Annotated in this window: 14 protein-coding genes; 10 read left to right on the top strand and 4 right to left on the bottom strand. The window is 71.0% G+C overall.

Annotated elements, in window-relative coordinates; genetic code table 11:
- The 3 genes from AB0F70_RS23135 to pth all read left to right on the top strand — a co-directional run bounded on the left by AB0F70_RS23135 (position 1) and on the right by pth (position 2735).
- Positions 1-1206: a glycosyltransferase gene (locus tag AB0F70_RS23135; RefSeq protein ID WP_357453977.1), complete on the top strand. Its 1206-nt coding sequence runs from the start codon at positions 1-3 to the stop codon at positions 1204-1206.
- A 216-nt stretch (positions 1207-1422) separates the two neighbouring features.
- Entirely contained in the window at positions 1423-2019 is a 597-nt protein-coding gene (locus AB0F70_RS23130) for a 50S ribosomal protein L25/general stress protein Ctc (RefSeq protein ID WP_357453973.1), read from the top strand.
- A gap of 110 nt (positions 2020-2129) precedes the next feature.
- Positions 2130-2735 (top strand): aminoacyl-tRNA hydrolase, encoded by a 606-nt coding sequence (gene pth, locus AB0F70_RS23125; RefSeq protein ID WP_357453969.1) that lies wholly within the window; start codon positions 2130-2132, stop codon positions 2733-2735.
- A 77-nt stretch (positions 2736-2812) separates the two neighbouring features.
- Here pth and AB0F70_RS23120 read toward each other — a convergent pair whose 3' ends face one another.
- Entirely contained in the window at positions 2813-4486 is a 1674-nt protein-coding gene (locus AB0F70_RS23120; protein WP_357453966.1) for a Coagulation factor 5/8 type domain-containing protein, read from the bottom strand.
- 146 nt (positions 4487-4632) lie between these two features.
- Positions 4633-5730, bottom strand: a complete 1098-nt coding sequence (locus AB0F70_RS23115; protein ID WP_357453963.1) for an acyltransferase family protein — start codon at positions 5728-5730, stop codon at positions 4633-4635.
- 188 nt (positions 5731-5918) lie between these two features.
- Between AB0F70_RS23115 and mfd the strand changes: the two genes are divergently transcribed.
- From mfd to AB0F70_RS23085, 6 genes are all read left to right on the top strand, one after another.
- Complete coding sequence (gene mfd, locus AB0F70_RS23110) at positions 5919-9521, top strand: transcription-repair coupling factor (RefSeq protein WP_357453960.1); 3603 nt, start codon at positions 5919-5921, stop codon at positions 9519-9521.
- 119 nt (positions 9522-9640) lie between these two features.
- A complete protein-coding gene (locus AB0F70_RS23105) occupies positions 9641-10558 on the top strand; it encodes an ABC transporter substrate-binding protein (RefSeq protein ID WP_357453958.1) in 918 nt (305 codons plus the stop codon).
- Between the two features lie 191 nt (positions 10559-10749).
- Positions 10750-11052, top strand: coding sequence for a helix-turn-helix transcriptional regulator (locus AB0F70_RS23100; RefSeq protein ID WP_116676849.1), 303 nt, complete (start codon positions 10750-10752; stop codon positions 11050-11052).
- A 14-nt stretch (positions 11053-11066) separates the two neighbouring features.
- Positions 11067-12320: a type II toxin-antitoxin system HipA family toxin gene (locus AB0F70_RS23095; protein ID WP_357453954.1), complete on the top strand. Its 1254-nt coding sequence runs from the start codon at positions 11067-11069 to the stop codon at positions 12318-12320.
- Between the two features lie 46 nt (positions 12321-12366).
- A complete protein-coding gene (gene kynA / locus AB0F70_RS23090) occupies positions 12367-13227 on the top strand; it encodes a tryptophan 2,3-dioxygenase (protein ID WP_357453951.1) in 861 nt (286 codons plus the stop codon).
- A complete protein-coding gene (locus AB0F70_RS23085; RefSeq protein ID WP_357453948.1) occupies positions 13220-14104 on the top strand; it encodes a hydrolase in 885 nt (294 codons plus the stop codon). Before kynA ends, AB0F70_RS23085 begins: the two co-directional genes overlap by 8 nt.
- A gap of 40 nt (positions 14105-14144) precedes the next feature.
- Here AB0F70_RS23085 and AB0F70_RS23080 read toward each other — a convergent pair whose 3' ends face one another.
- Positions 14145-17549 carry a discoidin domain-containing protein gene (locus AB0F70_RS23080; protein ID WP_357453945.1) on the bottom strand — a complete coding sequence of 1135 codons (3405 nt, stop codon included), beginning with the start codon at positions 17547-17549 and terminating at the stop codon, positions 14145-14147.
- Positions 17550-17768: 219 nt separating this feature from the next.
- Here AB0F70_RS23080 and AB0F70_RS23075 point away from each other — a divergent pair, with 219 nt between their 5' ends.
- Complete coding sequence (locus AB0F70_RS23075; protein ID WP_357454103.1) at positions 17769-18989, top strand: aminotransferase class V-fold PLP-dependent enzyme; 1221 nt, start codon at positions 17769-17771, stop codon at positions 18987-18989.
- A 111-nt stretch (positions 18990-19100) separates the two neighbouring features.
- Here the strand turns inward: AB0F70_RS23075 and AB0F70_RS23070 are convergent, their stop codons facing one another.
- Positions 19101-19889 carry a serine hydrolase gene (locus AB0F70_RS23070; protein ID WP_357453942.1) on the bottom strand — a complete coding sequence of 263 codons (789 nt, stop codon included), beginning with the start codon at positions 19887-19889 and terminating at the stop codon, positions 19101-19103.
- Between the last annotated feature and the right edge of the window lie 3 nt (positions 19890-19892).

The following is a 19892-nucleotide window of genomic DNA, read 5'->3' as shown; positions in this document are numbered from 1 at the left end:
GTGACCGTCACCGTCGTGGTGCCCACGTTCAACGAGGGGCCCAACGTCCGGGTGCTCACCGAGCGGCTGTGCGCCGCCTTCGGTGTGCTGTCCGACGACGGTCGGCCCTCGGGTGCCCTTCACGGGCCCGAGGGCGGCCCGGCGCCGATAGGGGCGCCGGACCTGGCGGAGATCCTCTTCGTCGACGACTCCACCGACAACACCCCTGAGCTGATCCGTGAGGTCGCGGCCACCGCACCGGTCCCGGTGCGCCTGCTGCACCGGGAGAAGGCCGAGGGCGGGCTCAGCGGCGCCGTCGTGGCCGGGCTGCGGACCGTCACCACCGAGTGGGCGGTCGTGATGGACGGCGACCTGCAGCACCCGCCGGAGCTCGTGCCCGCGCTCGTCACGCGTGGACGCGAGGCGGGGCTCGACATCGTCGTCGCCTCCCGCTACACCGGCGACGGCGACGCCGGGGGTCTGGACGGCTGGTGGCGCCACGGTGTCTCGATCGCGTCGGCGCTCCTGGCGCGCTCGATGTTCCCGGTGCGGCTGCGCAACGTGACCGACCCGCTCACGGGGTTCTTCGCCACCCGGGTGGACCGGCTGGACCTCGACTCCCTGCACCCGCGTGGCTTCAAGATCCTGCTCGAGCTCCTCGCCCGCAACACGCTGGCCGTGGGGGAGGAGCCGTTCGTGTTCGGCGAGCGGTACGCCGGGCACTCCAAGGCCACCTTCAAGACCGGCCTGCGCTACCTGGAGCAGCTCGCCGCCCTGCGGTTCGGTCGGATGTCGCGGTTCGCGATCATCGGCGGCTTCGGGGCCGTGCTGAACATCCTCATCCTGTGGGCCCTCACCGGGTTGGGCATGCACTACGTGGCGGGTGCGGTGATCTCCGCCGTCGTCACGATCCTGACGAACTTCCTGCTGCAGGAGCGGTTCGTGTTCCGCGACCTGCGGAACGAGGGCCGTGGCGTCTGGTCACGGTTCGCGCACTCGTTCGCGTTCAACGGCACCGAGGCGGCGATCCGCCTGCCCGTGCTGTGGTGGCTCGTCGAGTTCACGGGCATGTGGCCGGTGCTCGTGCAGGCGGTGACCCTCGTCGTGGCGTTCCTGCTGCGCTTCGTGTTCCACGTCCAGGTCGTCTACAAGCCGCGTCGCACGCAGCCTTCGATCGGCGTCACACCGCCTCTCGGTGCGGATCGCGCTGACGAGCGGGTACAGTAGTCAGGTTGCCTCGGCGAGGGACGCTTGACGGCCGCGGCGGGACTCGATCCCGCCAGCACCAGGCCGGCGTCCGTGATCGACTGGGCGGCCGTCGGCGGCCCCTGGAGTTCCCTCCAGCACTCCGTCCCACGGCCCCGCTCCGCGCCCGTCACGTGTCCCGCGCCGACGCAGCCGCCGACCGAGTTGCATACACAGACCTTCCAGGAGTGAATTCCCATGGCCGAGATCAAGCTCGCCGCTGAGGCCCGTACCGAGTTCGGCAAGGGCGCTGCCCGCCGCATCCGCCGTGACAACAAGATCCCCGCCGTCCTCTACGGGCACGGTGGCGACCCGGTGCACGTGACCCTGCCGGGCCACGAGTCCATGCTGGCGCTGCGCCAGACCAACGTGCTGCTCAACATCGACGTCGACGGCAAGGGCCAGCTGGCCGTCGCCAAGGACGTCCAGCGCGACCCGGTCCGCAACACCATCGAGCACATCGACCTGCAGGTCGTGCGCGCCGGCGAGAAGATCACCGTCGACATCTCCGTCAACATCGTCGGCGAGTCGGCCCCTGGCACCATCCACCTCGTCGAGGAGCAGACGCTCTCGGTCGAGGCCGAGGCCACGCACCTGCCCGAGTCCGTCGAGGTCTCCATCGAGGGCCTCGAGTCCGGCGCGCAGATCCACGCCGAGGACGTCGCCCTCCCGGAGGGCTCGACGCTGCTCACCGACCCCAAGGCCGTCGTCGTGCTCGTCACCGAGCCGCGCGGCGAGGCCGGCGACGACGACGCCTCCGCCGAGTCGCCCGCCGAGGCGTCCTCGGAGAGCTGAGCCCTCTCTAGTACTCCGAGTGATCGGCAGATTGTCAGGTGATCGGCAGTTCCAACTGCCGATCACCTGACAATCTGCCGACCACTCACCCAGACGTAAGGGAACCCAGCATGAGCGACCGGCCCTGGCTCGTCGTCGGGCTCGGCAACCCCGGCCCCAAGTACGCCGGCAACCGGCACAACGTGGGGCAGATGGTGCTGGACCTGCTCGCGGAGCGCACCGGCGCACGCTTCTCGAAGCACGCGCGGGCGCAGGCGGTCGTCGCCGAGGCGCGGCTCGGCGTGCTCCCCGGCGGGGCCCCCGGCCCCCGCGTGATCCTCGCGAAGCCGACGACCTACATGAACACGTCGGGGGGTCCGGTCAGCGCGCTCGCCAAGTACTACGACGTCGACCCCGAGCAGGTGGTCATGGTGCACGACGAGGTGGACATCCCCTTCGACACGATCAAGCTCAAGATCGGCGGCGGCGAGGGCGGCCACAACGGCCTGCGCGACACCACCAAGGCCCTCGGGACCAAGGACTACCACCGCGTGCGGGTGGGCGTCGGCCGCCCGCCGGGCCGGATGGAGACCGCTGACCACGTGCTCAAGGACTTCTCCGCCACGGAGAAGAAGGACCTGCCGATCCTGGTGGACGACGCCGCCGACGCCGTCGAGCTGCTGGTCGCCGAGGGCCTGCTCGCCGCCCAGGGGAAGTTCCACACCGCGAAGGCGTGATGCTCACGGTGGCCAGGCCGGTCGAGACCCAGTTCTCGACCGCCCGGCCACCGGAGCCGCTCAACCGGCGGCGCGCATCAGTGCGCCTCCGCCCCCGCCCAGGTCGTCAGGTAGCTCTCCGGGCCGCGCGCCAGGTCGTCGATGATCTCCTGCCCGCCCACGAGCCGCAGGTCCTCGACGTAGTCGGGCACCAGCCCGTAGTGCGCGACACCGTCGACGTTGATGTCCCACGTGCGCTGACCGGTGGTCTGCCGGTCGAGCAGCGTGCCGCCGTCGAACGACCGGAACGGGTAGGTGACGGGGTTCGCGGTGCCGCCCCTGGGCGGCGGCGTGCCGCCGAACCCGTTCATGTCGAAGCCGAACCCGATGCCCGCGCCGTACCGGTCGCGTACTGGTGCGGTGCGCTCGTACTCCTCGACGAACTCGTGGGCGGCGTGCCCGTAGATGGTGGCGAACCCGCCGAGGGCGTAGAGCCGGTCGAGGTACCGCTCGTCCATCCAGGAGTGCGTCGACAGGACGCCCGGGTAGTCCTCGGCCTCCAGGATGTCGAGCGTCTGGTCGGCGGCCTTGGCGCTCATGTGGTCGATCTCGACCATCATGCCCCGCTCGACCAGGCCGCGGACGGCGTAGGCGCCGAGCCCGCTCAGACCCTTCGTGTTGCAGACGGTCCCCGGCGGGTAGATGGGCAGGACGGGCGGGAGGTCGTCCTCGAGGGCCGGCGGAAGCTCGCCGTTGCCGGGGTTGTGGTCGTGCGGCTGGTCGGCAGGGCAGGAGCGCGCGTCCCACCAGGTGCCGGTCGAGAGGAACTGGCCGGCGTTGATGATCGTGCCCATGGACCCCTCGTCGAACCGCACGCCGCACAGCGCGTTGTCGAACTTGTGGCACAGGTACATCGAGCGCACACCCAGGTCGTAGAGCTCGTCGAGGCCGGCGTCGATGTCGGCCCGCGAGCAGTTCGGGATGCGCAGGGTCTGCTTGCAGCCGAACGGCTCCGACGTCTCGACGCCGAGCACGACGGCGAGCTTGCCCTCTTCGATCACCTGGCGCGCCTGCTCGCTGGTGGTCACTATCCGGAACCAGCCCTTGCCCGCCCCGCCGTACTGCGCGTCGACGTAGGCCTGCAGGTCGTAGGTGTCCTGCGCCTGGAGACGGATCGCCGTCATCTCGTCGCAGCTCTGGTAGGTGCCCGGGTTGATGGAGCACAGCAGGCCGTTGGTGACCAGGTCGTTGACCATGACGCGTTGCCCGCCGCGCCAGGCCCGTTCCACCCAGCGGTAGTACATCTGCTGGTGGGTCAGGGAGTCGTGGGCGGGCCAGTCGGCGAACGTGGGCCAGCCCGTGGTGTCGTGCGTGCCGATCGGGGAGCCGTTCCGGGTCAGGTTCTCCAGCAGGGCGCCGAGCCCGTGCGGCTCGTGCGACGGGCAGTCCCGCAGGGCCGTCGCGATCCCCTGTTCCGAGAAGACCTTGCCGCAGACGGCGGCGCCACCCATGCCGTCCTGCATGAACAGATGGGTGTGCGCGTCGATGAGGCCGTACACGGTTCCGTCGGGCCGGGTGCCGGTGAACGGTGTGCCCGTGGCGTTGACCTGCGACTCCGGGCTGGGCAGTGTGGGTTGGGCGAGCGCTGTCGCGGCTTGTCCCGTGGTGGCTCGTTCCGGCGTTGCCTGAGCCGGTGCCAGGAGCGCCGTCGCGCTGAGGCAGGCGGCGGTCACCGCGGCTGCGAGAACCGCCGTTCGTCTGATGCGTCGCACAAGACCTCCCGCTGGCCGGGGCGAGGCCAGGGCTCCGCCGGGTCGCGACGGCGCCGTTGCCGCTGCTGAGGTCGACACAATAACAGGACTTGACACATGCGGGGTAGATGTCGGCAAAAAGTAACAAGCCACTTTTTTGCCAGGGTTCAGCGGGCGGTGCCCGTCAGCCGCCGGGGCGGCGCGAAGAGCCAGCCCGCTCCGATCCGGGGCGCCAGGGCGCCAAGCCCTAGCCCGACGGCGATCGCCGCCCCCCAGAGCGCCACCGGCAGCCACTGCGACTGCGGGGCGGGGATCCAGATGGCGTTGCGGTACAGCAGGCACAGCAGCCCGAGCACCACCGACGTATGCGTGACGAACACCGGCAGCGTCCGCGCCCCGATCCACTGCAACCCGAGTGACCTGGGCAGATACCGGGTGCCGGGCACGCGGGAGGCCAGTACGCTCACGGCCACCCCCGCCGGCACACCCGCGATGTTCGCCAGCAGGTAGAGGCCGGGCACGTCGGCGACCTCCAGCTCCCGCACGGCCACCTGGATCCCGAGCCAGACGACGACGGCGCCCACCGCCCACAGCCAGGTGACCCGCTGGGCGAACCGTTCCAGCAGCGCCCGCAGGTGCAGGCCACCCAGGAAGAAGAGCAGGAACTGCGCGGTACCCCGCCATGCGATGCTCTCCGGTTCCCAGCCCGCCAGCGCCCACCCGCTCACGCACGCGGCGAGCACGAGCTGCACGGGTGCGGGCACCCGGCGCAGCGCTCGCGCGATCACGAAGAACGCGGCGAGCGTCCAGATGAACCAGAGCTCGGAGCGGGGGACCAGGAGCGACCACGTCAGGTGGTCCGACAGGGTGCCCCAGTCGGCGTCGGCCACCTGGTAGTAGCCGGTGAGCAGGCGGACCACCAGGGAGATCGGCTCCCACAGCACGAAAACCCAGGCGAAGAACAACAGCTTGCCGCGCGCCAGGCGGGACCACGGCACCGTCGTCCACTTCGCGGCGAACATGCCGGCCACCGCGAAGAACAGGGGCATGCGCAGGCTGCGCAGGGTCTCGTTCACCTCGCGCAGCACGCTCACCTCGTACCCCGTCGACCACGTCCAGTTGGTCGCGTGGTAGAGCACCACGAGACCGATGGCGAGGCCGCGGGCGGCGTCGGGCCAGGCGAGGCGGGCGGGGGTGCGCGGCCCGACGGCGGGGTCGTGCCCCGGCACGCCTGCGTGCCGTGGGGATCCGGGAGGGGTGAACATCGCGGGTCATCGTACGTGCAGTGCTCTGCTCAAGGGCAGTGGCGCCAAAGGGCGGTGGCGCCGGCGCACACCGTGGGAGGCACTGTCAGTGTCCGGGAGTAGCCTGGGATCAGCCCCTCACGCCGTCGACCGCACCCGGTCGTGCTCGTGATGGGCCCGTCGTCGTGCGCCCTCGAAGGACAGAACCCATGAACCTCACCGGCCTGCTTCCCACTCTTCTGCGCGATCCCGGCGCCGCCGCCGCCGTGGAGCACGTACGCGCCCGCGGCTTCGCGGACGTGGTGGGTCCGGTGGGCGTGCGCCCGCCCCTGCTGGTCGCCGCGTCCGAGAAGCGCCCGCTCGTGGTGGTCACCGCGACGGGCCGCGAGGCCGACGACCTGGCCGCGAGCCTGCGGAGCTATCTCCCGGAGAGCGAGGCCGACGACGTCGCGGTGCTTCCCGCCTGGGAGACGCTGCCGCACGAGCGGCTCAGCCCGCGCGCGGACACCGTGGCCAAGCGCCTCGCCGTGTTCCGCCGCCTGGCGCACCCGGCCGAGGGACACGGGCAGGCGGGCGCGATCCGGATCCTGGTGTTGCCGGTCCGCGCGCTGCTGCAGCCCGTCGTCGAGGGCCTCGGGGAGCTCGAGCCGGTACAGCTGGACATCGGTGCCACTGCCGACCTGACCGACGTCGCCGAGCGGCTCACCGCAGCCGCCTACACCCGCGTCGACATGGTGGAGCGGCGCGGCGAGTACGCGGTGCGCGGCGGCATCCTCGACATCTTCCCGCCCACGGAGGACCACCCGCTGCGGTGCGAGTTCTGGGGCGACGAGATCACGGAGATCCGCTGGTTCGCCGTGGCCGACCAGCGCAGCCTGGAGATCGCGGAGCGTGGGCTCTGGGCGCCGCCCTGCCGCGAGATCCTGCTGGACGACGCAGTCCGGACGCGTGCCGCCGAGCTCGTCGAGACCCTGCCTGGCGCGGTCGAGATGCTCGACAAGCTGGCCGCCGGCGTCGCGGTAGAGGGCATGGAGTCGCTGGCGCCCGTGCTGGTGGACCACATGATCTCCGTCCTGGAGCTCGTGCCAGACGACGCGCTGCTCGTGGTCAACGAGCCCGAGCGCGTGCGCCGTCGGGCCCACGACCTCGTGGCGACCACCGAGGAGTTCCTCGCCGCGGCCTGGACCGGGGCGGTGGCGGGCGGCGCCGCGCCCATCGACCTGTCCGCCGCGTCCTTCGCGACGTTCGCCGAGGTGCGCGAGGTAGCGGCTCGGCGGGGGCTGGGCTGGTGGACGCTGTCGTCGTTCACGCAGGACACGGAGCTGGGGGCGGCCGGTGACGACGACCAGCCCGGCGGCACCGGCGAGAACGTGTTCACCGTCAGCGCTCGGGACGTCGAGTCGTACCGCGGGGACCTCGCGCGCGCCCTCGACGACGTGCACGGCCTGCAGGTCGCGAGCTGGCGGCTCGTGCTGACCACCGAGGGGCACGGCCCCGCGAAGCGCATGACCGAGCAGCTGTCGGCAGCGGGGACCGCGGCCCGGCTGGCGATCTCGCTCGAGGACGAGCCCGAGCCGGGCATCGTGCACGTGGTCGCGGGCGGCGTCGGCAAGGGATTCGTCGCGCCCGACCTGAAGCTCGCCGTCTTCTCCGAGCAGGACCTCACCGGCCGGGCGGGCTCGGGCACGCGCGACATGCGCAAGATGCCCAGCCGACGGCGCAACGTGGTGGACCCGCTCCAGCTCAAGGCCGGCGACTTCGTGGTGCACGAGCAGCACGGTGTGGGCCGGTTCGTCGAGATGGCGCAGCGCACCATGGGTACCGGCGGCAACCGTGCCACGCGCGAGTACCTCGTGATCGAGTACGCGAGCAGCAAGCGCGGCCAGCCGGGTGACCGGCTGTTCGTGCCCACCGACCAGCTCGACCAGGTCACCAAGTACACCGGCGGGGAGTCGCCGTCGCTGTCCAAGATGGGCGGCGCCGACTGGAAGAACACCAAGGCCAAGGCGCGCAAGCACGTCAAGGAGATCGCGAGCGAGCTGATCCGGCTCTACAGCGCGCGGATGGCGACGCAGGGCCACGCCTACGGGCCGGACACCCCGTGGCAGCGTGAGCTCGAGGACGCCTTCGCCTATGTCGAGACCCCGGACCAGCTCGCGACGATCGACGAGGTCAAGGCCGACATGGAGAAGTCCGTGCCGATGGACCGCCTGGTGTGCGGCGACGTCGGGTACGGCAAGACGGAGATCGCCATCCGGGCCGCGTTCAAGGCGGTGCAGGACGGTAAGCAGGTCGCGATCCTGGTCCCCACGACGCTCCTGGTGCAGCAGCACTTCGAGACGTTCTCCGAGCGGTACACCGGGTTCCCCGTCAACGTGCGCGCGCTGAGCCGCTTCCAGTCCGCCAAGGAGTCCGAGGAGACGCTCGCCGGCCTCAAGGAGGGCAGCGTCGACGTGGTCATCGGCACGCACCGCCTCATCACCGGGTCCGTCCAGTTCAAGGACCTGGGCCTGGTGGTCATCGACGAGGAGCAGCGTTTCGGCGTCGAGCACAAGGAGACGCTCAAGCAGCTGCGCACCAACGTGGACGTGCTGGCCATGTCCGCGACCCCGATCCCGCGCACGCTCGAGATGGCAGTGACCGGAATCCGCGAGATGTCGACCCTGGCCACGCCCCCGGAGGAGCGGCACCCGGTGCTCACCTACGTGGGCGCCTTCGAGGAGAAGCAGATCTCCGCCGCGCTGCGGCGCGAGCTGCTGCGCGAGGGCCAGGTCTTCTACGTGCACAACAAGGTGGAGACCATCCAGCGCACCGCCTCCCGGCTCAACGAGCTGGTGCCCGAGGCCCGCATCGGCGTGGCCCACGGCAAGATGGGCGAGCACGAGCTCGACCGGGTCATCCGCGCCTTCTGGGAGAAGGAGCTCGACGTCCTGGTGTGCACGACGATCATCGAGACCGGCCTGGACATCTCCAACGCCAACACGCTGATCCTCGAGCGCTCCGACATGCTGGGCCTGTCCCAGCTGCACCAGCTCAGGGGCCGGGTGGGCCGTGGGCGTGAGCGCGCCTACGCGTACTTCCTCTACCCGCCGGAGAAGCCGCTCACCGAGACGGCGCACGACCGGCTCGCGACCATGGCCGCCCACACCGACCTCGGCGCGGGCATGCAGATCGCCATGAAGGACCTCGAGATCCGCGGGGCGGGCAACCTGCTCGGTGGCGAGCAGTCCGGCCACATCGCCGGGGTCGGGTTCGACCTCTACGTGCGCATGGTGGGCGAGGCGGTCTCCGCCTTCCGCGGCGACGCCGAGGAGGAGGCCCCCGAGGTCACCATCGAGCTGCCCGTCGACGCCCACCTGCCCGAGTCCTACATCGCCACGGAACGGCTGCGGCTGGAGGCGTACAAGAAGATCGCCACTGCCCACGACGCCGCAGCCCTCGACGAGGTACGCGCCGAGCTCACCGACCGGTACGGTGCGCTGCCCGAGGTCGCGGACGCACTGTTCGACGTCGCGGGCTTCCGCAACCACGCACGCCAGGCGGGGCTCACGGACATCACCGCACAGGGCAAGTTCGTCCGGTTCGCGCCGGTGAGCCTGCCCGAGTCGGCGCAGCTGCGCCTCAAGCGGCTCTACCCAGGGACTGTGCTCAAGCCCGCCATCCGGGCGATCCTCGTACCGTTCCCGACCACCGCGCGGATCGGCGGACGGCCGCTGCGCGGCACCGAGGTGCTGGAGTGGGCCAGGGGCCTAATCGATGCGGTGATTCTGGCGGACGTCGGGGCGGCGGCTAAGGTCGGCACCAGCGCCTGAGCCCTGGTGTCACGGCATGTGGGCGTAGGTGAAACTCGAATTCACGGCAACTGGCCGGGAACGTATAGGCTCCACCCGCGTAACTCGCTCATCATGTCTTTTTGTGTGGAGGACCCCGCATGGCTCTCGGACACCGCACGCGTGCGGTCATCGGCTCGATCGCGGCAACAGCTGCTCTCGGAGCGCTGCTGACCGGCTGCTCGGCCAGCTCGGACGAGACGGCGGAAGCCGCGGAGCAGGTCCAGGTGGATCCGGAGCTGCGCGCGCTGCTGCCCGGCGAGCTGCTGGCCGAGTCCACGCGCATCACCGTCGGTACGGAGTCGGGCTACCCGCCCTTCGAGTACACGAACGAGGCAGGACGCATCGTCGGGTTCGAGATCGACCTGTTCGACGCCGCCTCGGACCGGCTGGGCCTGAAGTACACGTTCAGCGACATGCCGTTCGACTCGCTCGTCCCTGAGCTGTACGCGAGCAATGTCGACGTCGTGGCTGCCGCCATGTCCGACACCCCGGAGCGCCAGATCGACTCCGACTTCGTCAACTACTACAACGACAGCGACGCGATCATGGTCGCCGCGGGGAATCCCAAGGGGATCAAGACACTCGCGGACCTGTGCGGCCGGCCGGTAGCGGTGCTCGGCGAGTCCACGCAGGCCGATGCGCTGGCCGCGCTGAACGCGGCCGAGTGCCAGGCCAAGCCCGTCACCGTGCTCGAGTTCGGCTCTGACGCCGAGGCGCTCGCCCAGGTCGAGGCCGGCAAGGCGGACGCAGAGCTCACGCAGTGGTCGACCGGCCGGTACAACGCGAAGCAGATCGGCTCCGGCGACGTCTTCGAGGTGGCGAACACCGAGATCCTCAACCCGACGCCCCTGGGCTTCCGGTTCCTGAAGGGCGACGTCGAGCTGGTCCGCGCCTACCAGGCGGCGGTGCAGAGCATCATCGACGACGGCACCTACGCCAAGATCCTCGCGAAGCACGACCTCTCGGTCGGTGCGCTGGAGACGGCCACGGTCAACAACCAGGCGGCGTCGCAGTGACGCATCGCTGAACGTCGCGCGCGACGGGCCGTCCCACACCGTGGGGCGGCCCGTCCTGCTTTGTCGGGAACCGTCCCGACGCGGCTCCGCGGCGTCCGCTGCGGCGTCCGCCAAGTCACCCCAGGAATAGTGGTCACCCTAGTGACCATTACGCCGCCCGTCGGTTAGCCTGGTAACCGAAAGGAGCAGTCATGGCCAGAACTTCCCTCCGGACCCGGCGCGATCTCGCCTCACTCGGCGACCACGTCCGGGCCTGGCGCAAGATCCACGGCCTCACGGCCCAGCTCGTCGCCGATCGTGCGGGTATCACGCGCACCACGCTCCGCGCGCTCGAGACGGGCACCGGGACGGTGAGTCTGGAGAACACGTTCGCGGTGCTCCGCGTGCTCGGGGTGGCCGACGCCGTCGTCGGCGCTACCGACCCGCTGACCACCGAGATGGGCAGGTTCCACGCGGAACGGGCCCTGCCGCAGCGGGTAAGAGTTCCAAGCTGAGAAGGTGAGCCGCGTTGTCGATACATGTCGAGGTCGAGCTGCCGGGCGGCGGACAGACCCACGCCGGTGACCTCGACATGCACCTCAACCGGGGCGGCGCCCTGGTCGGCTGCACGTTCCGCTACGACGACGCCTACCTGCGCGACGCGCGGGCGTACGCCCTGTGCCCGGAGCTGCCGCTGACGCCGGGGAACATCCCGTCGGGCAGCGACCGGCCCCTGTTCGGCGTCCTCGCGGACTGCCAGCCGGACCAGTGGGGCCGCACCCTGCTGTTCAACGCGGAGCGGCGCGCCGCTCGTGCGGAGGGCCGCGGGTTCATGACCCTCACCGAGGTGGACTTCCTGCTCGGCGTGCAGGACGAGACCCGCCTGGGGGCGCTGCGCTTCTCGCTGGACGACGGCAAGACCTTCATGGGCCCGCCGCGGGCGGAGGTCCCCGACCTGGTCGACCTGCCGTCGCTGACGGCCGCGGCGGACGCCGTCGCGCAGCACCGGGAGACCGACCACGACGTGCGGCTCCTGGTCGCGGCCGGAACCTCGATGGGCGGGGCACGACCCAAGGTGACGGTGAAGGACAGCGCCGGCGACCTGTGGATGGCCAAGCTGCCGGAGAGCGGCGACCGGTGGGACGTGCAGGCCTGGGAGTACCTGACGCTGCGGCTGGCCTCGGACGCGGGCATCGAGGTCCCGGTGGCGCGGTTGCACCGCATCGGCCCGGCGCGGTCGATCCTGCTGACCCGCCGGTTCGACCGGCGGCCGGACGGCGGACGTATCGGCTTCCTGTCCGCCGACAGCCTCACGCAGAAGGCGTTCTTCGAGGTCATCGACTATCGGACGCTCGCGGAGACGCTTGCGGACCACTCGGGCAGGCCGGCCACGGACGGGCACGACCTGTTCCGCCGGGTGGCCTTCACGCTGCTCGTGCGCAACGTGGACGACCACATGAAGAACCACGGCTTCCTGCGCCGTTCCGACGGCTGGTCGCTCTCCCCGCTCTTCGACGTGAACCCCAACCCGTTCGCCGTCGCGGAGTCGACGCCGCTGCGGCCCGGCGACACGCGCATCGACCGGGAGGTCCGGGTGCTGCTGGCCACCGCGGACTCGTACGGCCTACGGGATGAGGACGCCCGGCGGGTGCTGGCCGAGGTGGCGGGTGCGACGTCCGGCTGGTCGCGGGTCGCGCGCGACATGTCGCTCCCGCCCGAGGAGATCGCGCTGATGGCGGAGGCGTTCGAGAACCCGAACCGGGACGAGGCACTGGCAGCCTGACCTGCGGGCATGCCTGGGCGGGACACTGCGGGGTTACGCTCCAGAGGTGACTGGTAATACTCGGCCCATCGAGGCCTCCATCCGTACGGACTTCCGCGACGAGATGGACTACGGCTCCTACCTGGGGCTGGACGCGCTCCTCTCGGCGCAGCACCCGATGAGCGATCCGCCGCACCACGACGAGCTGCTGTTCATCATCCAGCACCAGACCACCGAGCTGTGGCTCAAGCTCGTGGTGCACGAGCTGCGCGCCGTCCGCGGATTTCTCGACAGCGACGACCTGTCACGGGCGCTCAAAGGTCTGGCCCGCGTGAAGCACATCCAGCGCACCATCACGGAGCAGTGGTCGGTGCTGGCCACCCTCACGCCCAGCGAGTACGCGGAGTTCCGGGGGTCGCTGGGGCAGTCGTCGGGGTTCCAGTCGCACCAGTACCGCGCCGTGGAGTTCCTGCTGGGCAACAAGAACGCCGGGATGCTGCAGGTGTTCCGCGACAAGCCCGAGGTGCACGCGCAGCTGGCGCAGCTCCTGGCCGAGCCCACCGTGTACGACGCGTTCCTGCGGCTGCTGGCCCGGCGCGGACATCCGGTCCCGGCCGAGATCCTGGACCGCGACGTCACGCAGGCGTGGGTCGAGCACCCGGAGCTGATCAAGGTCTTCAAGACGATCTACGAGGACCCGCACGGCAACTGGGAGCTGTACGAGGCGTGCGAGGACCTGGTCGACATCGAGGACGCGTTCCAGCTGTGGCGGTTCCGCCACCTGCGCACCGTGCAGCGCACCATCGGCTTCAAGACCGGCACCGGTGGGTCGAGCGGCGTCGGCTTCCTCAAGCGGGCCCTGGACCTGACATTCTTCCCCGAGCTCATCTCGGTGCGCACCGAGATCGACGGCCCGCTGGGTGCCTGACGGCGTGGCCGAGAGCGTGCCGGTGGTGACGCTCCCGGGCGTCGTCGACCACCACGTGCACCTGGGCCTGGTCGATCGCGCGCTCCTCGCGGACGGCCCGGTCACCGAGGTGCACGACCTGGGCTGGGACCCGCGCGAGGTGGCCGCCTGGGCGGCCGACCCGCCGTCGGGCATCCTGGTGCGGTACGCCGGGCCGTTCCATACCGCGCCAGGCGGGTATCCCACCGGGCGATCGTGGGCGCCGGACGCCGCGGTGCGCCACGTCGCGACGCCGCACGAGGCCGCCGAGGCGGTGGCCGACGTCGTCGCCGTGGGCGGGTTCGCGGTCAAGGTCGCCCTGCGCGCGGGTATGGCCCTGCTGCCCGACGACGTCCTGCGCGCCCTCGTCACGGAGGCGCACTCGGCGGGGCTGCCGGTGCTGGTGCACGCGGAGGGCGACGGCCAGGCTCAGCGCGCGATCGACGTCGGCGCGGACGTGCTGGTGCACGTGCCGTGGACCGAGGCGCTGCCTGACGCCGTGATCGCCAGGGCTGCCCGCATGACCTGGATCTCCACCTTCGCGATCCACGACGGGCCCGGCCGGCCGATCGGCCTGGAGCGTGCGCTCGACAATGCGCGGCGCTTCGTCGCGGCGGGCGGCACCCTCGTGTACGGGACGGACATGGGCAACGGCCCGACGCCGGGCGGGGTGAACGAGCGCGAGATCGAGCTGCTCGGCCGGGTGCTGGAGGGGCGGGAGCTGCGCCGCGCGGTCCTGGGACCGCCGTCGGCCCCCACGCTCACGGCGCCGCTCCCGCTCCCGGTGACGGCAACCGACCTGATCACCTGGCTCCGCGCGGCCCGCCGCCTCCCCGCCCCGCGACGACCGCCGAGGTAGAGCGGGTGTCGCGGACACCCGCTCTACCTCGGCGAAGGGGTTAGTTGCGGGTGATCGTGAACGTCGACGTCGGGTTCTCGATGTCGCGGTAGTTGTTCTGCAAAGTCAGCCCGTTGAACGTCACCGAACCGACCGCCGGCCCCTGCCCCTGTTCCGGCAGCGGGTTCGCCCAGATGCCGTAGCCCGACTTCGCGTCGTACTGGTCGCCGCTGCGCTGAGCACCGGTGATCGACACGTCCGTGAACACGGTGTCCCGGATCGGGTTCACCGGCTGGCCGCCGATGTACTGGGTCTGGAACATGATCCCGGAGTACGTCGGGTCCACGATGTCGAGGTCGTTGACCCGGATGGCGGTGAACGCCTTCGACGCCGAGAACAGCCACACCGCCGGGAACACCTGGGCGCCCCAGAAGTGCCCGCCGGAACGCACCACGGAGATGCCCTCGAAGGTCGTCGGCGCCGGGCCGAACCCCTCCATCGGGTACCCGAAGTCCAGCGAGCTGATGGTCACGCCGGAGTAGACGAGCGTGTCCGCGATGTAGATGTTGCGGAACGTGTTGTCCTGCCCGCCGTAGACCGCGAGCCCGGCGGCCCGCCAGGTGTTCGTGGACGTCAGGTTCTCGAACACGTTGCCCCGCTGGCCGCTGCCCCCGGCGTCGGTCGCCGCGAACAGGGCGAACGAGTCGTCCCCGGTGCCCCGTGCCTGGTTGTTGTGCACGTGGTTGTTCGCGCTGCCGTTGGTCATGTTCAGGGCGTCCGCGAAGGTGTTCCGGATCCGGGAGTCCTTGATCTCCGAGCCGTCCATGTTGGCGGCCCAGAACATGCAGATCATGTGCTCGACCCAGATGTTGTCGATGGTCATGTCCGACACGTTCGCGAAGTCGAACACCTTGCCCGGGCCGTCGATCCGCGAGGTGTAGTTGCCGAAGTAGGCGAAGTCGCGGAACGTCGAGCCGTTCGCCGTGCCCTCGGCCCGGAACCCGATGTCCGTGTTCTCCTGCGTGGCCGGCGCATGGAAGCGCGTGAACCACGGCCCGGCGCCCACGATGTCGACTGCCTTGCCGTAGACCTGGAACTTGCTGGCGGTCTGGTAGTCGCCCGCCGGCAGGTAGACGCCGGCCAGGTTGCCGGTCGTGTCCATCCGGAACCGGTCGAGCGCGTTCTGCACGTCCTGGTGCGTGAAGCCCGTGGGCTGGATGTACCGGGCGGGGTCCGGGTTGGCCTGCGGCGTCGCCTGCTCCAGGTCGACGAAGTCCACGGTGTACGTGCTGGTGTTGCTCGCGGTCTTCTGCAGGCGGATGGTGTGCCCGGCCTGGACGGTGGTGCCGAGCAGGGCGTTCGCCTCGTCGTAGATGTGCCGCGGAGCACCCTGGCCCGGCTGGTTGCCCGGGTTCGCCTCCGGGCCGTACAGCCACGCGTACCGCGAGGTCAGGTCGATGTTCTTGAGGAACTGACCGTCCACGTACACGGCGAGCGTGGAGTTGGCGCCCCCGCCGCCCGCGGCGTCGGGCATGGAGAACCGCACCACCAGGGAGTTGGCGGGCGCCCGCGTGGTCCACTGAACGTAGGAGCCGGTCTGGCCGAGGGTGACGGCCTTGCGGCCGGACGCCTCGCCCGCGAGGTCGCCGACCACCCGGTTCGGACCGACGGCGACCGCCCCGCCGCCGGTCACGCCGTCCTCCGCCTCGTAGGTGTCGAACGGCATGTTGGCGCCGCGGCCGATGAACAGCGACTGCGTCACCTCGTTGTTCGCGCGCCGCGCCTCGACCTCCGTCGAGTCGGGGGCGGCGGTGACCGTGACGTCGTAGGAGCCGTTGGCAGCAGGCCAGGTGCCCAGGTTCACGCTCTGGCTGGTGGCGCCGGCAGCGATGGTGCCGGAGACCGAACCCGTGAGGGTGCGCACCGTCGCCCCCGACGAGTTCTTCACGACGACGGTGAGGCCGTGCGCCCCGGACGAGGTGGCGACCGTGCCTCGGTTCGCGATCGTCGCCGAGAAGGTGACGGTCTCGCCCGCCGCCGGGGTGCTCGGCGTCCACGACACCGTCGGGACCAGGTCGGAGCTGGCGATCTGGGCGACCACCAGCGGATCCGGTCTGACGTATTCGTTGTCACCCTCGGACTGCTCGGGAACGGTGTTCGACGGGTCGACCACTGCACCGATCTCGTAAGATCCGGCGGGCAGCGCCCCGACGTTCGCGCTGACAGTTGCCGTCGCGCCGGCGGCGAGCGCGCCGACCGGGACGGTCGCCTCCGTCTCACCGTCGACGGTGAGCGCGACGTTCGTCGCCGGCGACCCCAGCGTCCCGATGTTCCGCACGGTGGCGGACAGCGTGACGTCGTTGGACTCGGTAGGCGACGCCGGGGTCGCCGAGACACCAGTGACCGCGAGGTTGGGGTTCGCTGCCGGTACGCCGAACACCTGGAGCTCGGCCACCTGACCGTTGCCCGAACCGGTGTTGCCCGTGAACCTCAGCCGCACCTCGCGCGCGGTACCCGTGACCGGGACGGTCACGGTGTTGCCCGTGGCCGGGGAGAAGGCTCGTGCGGCGGACGGCGCGAGCGTGGCCCACGCGTCGCCGGTCCCCGTGCGGCCCTGCACCTCGAAGGTCTGGGTCCGTGGCCCCCAGGCGGTGGCCGGCGGCAGCTTCACGACGACGTCGCTCAGCGTGGCCGCCGACTCCAGCGTCACCGCGAGCGTGCTCGGGTACTGGCCGCCCGCACCCTCCCAGTAGGTCGAGGTGTTGCCGTCGTTGGCGTTGCTCGCCACGTAGCTCCACTCCGCCGACGAGGCCGTGACGGGGCGGCCCGGGGCGAGGTCAGTGCCCTCTACCGGCTCCTCCGGGTCGGGAGCGTCGCGCGTGCCACGCACCTCGAGCTCGGAGAGCTGGCCCGCGGACCAGCCGGTGTTCGCTGAGACGGAGACCCGCAGGTAGCGCGCCGCCGTGTTCGGCACGTCGATGGTCACCGTGTTGCCCGACGCCGGGTCGAACCGCCGCTGGGCGCTCGCGGCCAGCGTGGTGAACGTGGAGCCGTCGGTGCCGGCCTGGACGGACAGGGTCTGGGTCCGGGCCTCCCAGCCGGCGGGGAGCTTGAGGACCACCTCTTCGACGGTCGCACCCGTGCCCAGGTCCACCTGCGCCCACTGCGGGAGGGCACCGTTCGTCGACTCCCAGTAGGTCGCCTGGTTGCCGTCGGTCAGGTTGTCGGCGAGGTACGGCGTGTTGTTGCTGCTGGCCGCGGCGGGTGCCCCAGCGGAGAGGACGCCGGGGGCGGCGGCGGCCGTCACCGGTGCGAGGCCGGTAGCCGTGAGGGCCGCGGCGGTGAGCACTGCCAGGAGCGCGGGAGCGCGTCCCGGTCTGGGCCCGAGGCCCGTGGCGTGGCGTGGCGTTGCGGAGCGGAACATCGTCGTCCCCGATCTCCCGTCGTCGTTGACGGGGTTCGTCATCGGATGAATCATCGGTACTTGCCGTACTGCTGTTGATAAACGTGCAGCGACTTGTAGAGTTTTTGCGCTGGAGCGGTACGGACTTTACTGACGGAGCGGTTAGGGCGTCAAGGGTCCGATGCCGCTGCCTGGTTCGGCGAGGGCTGGCGCAGGACGTACGCTCGGCCCGAAGCCGATCGACCTGGAGCCTTCGTGACAGTCCCCGCCCCGTCCGCCGCCCTGCCCGTGAACCTGCCCGCCGCGCTGCGCGAACGCGCCGCCGCGCTCGACGCCGGCGATCCGCTCGCCCGCTACCGCGACCTCTTCGCCCCGAGCGAGGGCCTGATCGCCTACCTGGACGGCAACTCGCTGGGCCGGCCCCTGACCGCCACGCGCGAGCGGCTCGCCTCCTTCGTCGACGGGCCGTGGGCCGCGCGCCTGATCCGGTCCTGGGACGAGGGCTGGATGGACGCGCCGACCGAGCTCGGCGACACCCTGGGCCGCGTGGTGCTGGGCGCGGCGCCGGGGCAGACCGTCGTCGCCGACTCCACGACGGTGCTGCTCTACAAGCTCGCGCGCGCCGCGGTCGACGCTCGCCCCGGGCGCCGCGTGATCGTCGCCGACACCGAGAACTTCCCAACCGACCGGTTCGTGCTGCAGGGCATCGCCGCCGAGCGTGGCCTGGAGCTCCGCTGGATCACGCCGGACGCCGAGGCGGGCGTGACGCCCCAGGACGTGGCTGCCGCCGTCGGGCCGGACACCGCCCTGGTCCTGCTCAGCCACGTCGCCTACAAGTCGGGGTACGTCGCCGACCTCCCGGCGATCACGCGGATCGTGCACGATGCCGGGGCGCTGGTCCTGTGGGACCTGTGCCACTCCGCCGGCTCGGTCCCGCTGGACCTGGACGCCGACGGCGTGGACATCGCCGTCGGCTGCACGTACAAGTACCTGAACGGCGGGCCCGGATCGCCCGCGTTCGCCTACCTGGCCGCCGGCCTGCAGGACGAGGTGCGGCAGCCGGTCCAGGGCTGGATGGGGGCCGCCGACCCGTTCGCGATGGGCGCCGAGTACGAGCCCGCGACCGGGATCCGGCAGCTCATCAGCGGCACGCCGCCGGTGATCGGGATGCTGCCCATGCGCGACATGCTGGCGCTCATCGAGGAGGCGGGCATGCCGGCGGTGCGCGAGAAGTCGCTGGCGTTGACCGGGTTCGCGATGGAGATCGCCGACGAGTACCTGGCCGGTGTGCGGGTGGCCTCGCCGCGCGACCCGGAACGCCGGGGGAGCCACGTCATGCTCGACCACCCGGACTTCAGGCGTGTCGTCGCGGAGGCCTGGGCGCGCGGCGTCGTGCCGGACTTCCGCCCGCCGCAGGGCCTGCGCGTGGGCCTCTCGCCGCTGAGCACAAGCTTCACGGAGGTCGCGGAAGGCCTCTGGGTCATCCGAGACCTGCTGACCTGAGCTGGTCGGAAGCAGCCCCCTTCGAGGCCTAAGCTCCTCCGCTCTGAACCGATTCAAGACGGAGCAGCTTAGACCTCGAAGTGAGGCCGGACGGCGGCAGGACGCGGCCTATCAGGTGAGGGCCAGCGCCAGGGCGCCCAGGGACTTGAGGGTCTCCTCCGCCTGCTGTTCGTCGTAGCCGCGCGTGCACACCGAGATCACCAGGGCGTCCGGACCCGGCTCGCCGACGAACGCGACGTCGTGCCGGATGCCGTCCACCCAGCCGGACTTCGAGCCGAACGGGACGCCGTACGGTACGGCCGCCGTGAGCTGACGGTCGGTCTGGCGGCCGAGCATCTCGCACATCCAGACGGTCCGTTCCGGACTCGCCAGCCTGCCCGTGACCAGGGCGGACATGAGGAGGCACAGGTCGGCCGCCGTCGTGCGGTGCGATGCGCCCGCGAGTTCCGCGGCCAGGTCGGAGTACTTGCGGCCGAAGACCGAGTCGGCCGCGCCGGCGTCGGCCAGGACCTTGTTCACGGCGGGCAGGCCCACCCGCTCGGTCACGATGTTGGTCGCCTCGTTGGACGAGACCACGATCATGCGTTCGACGACGTCCCCCAGCGGCATCGGGGTGCCGTCCGGCGGGAGGCCGCTGTCGACGTCGTCGGGCTCGATCGTGTAGTCGCCCGCACCAGGCACCTGCGAGGTGAACGTGCGGGTGGCGGTGCAGGTCTCGCCGAGGCTCGCCGTCCCCGCGTCGAGCTCACGGGCCGCAGCGACCAGCACCGCGAGCTTCACCGTCGAGGCGGCGTAGAAGTCCAGCCGGTCCTGGCGCGCGGCCAGCACCTCACCCGACGCGCGGGCGATCCGGTAGGCCACCACCGGCACCCCGTCGCTGTGCGTCCCTGTCGACACCATGCG

It is taken from the genome of Promicromonospora sp. NPDC023805, from assembly GCF_040639635.1.
In the GTDB taxonomy this organism is placed as follows: domain Bacteria; phylum Actinomycetota; class Actinomycetes; order Actinomycetales; family Cellulomonadaceae; genus Promicromonospora.
This window is presented reverse-complemented; position numbering and strand designations above follow the sequence as displayed.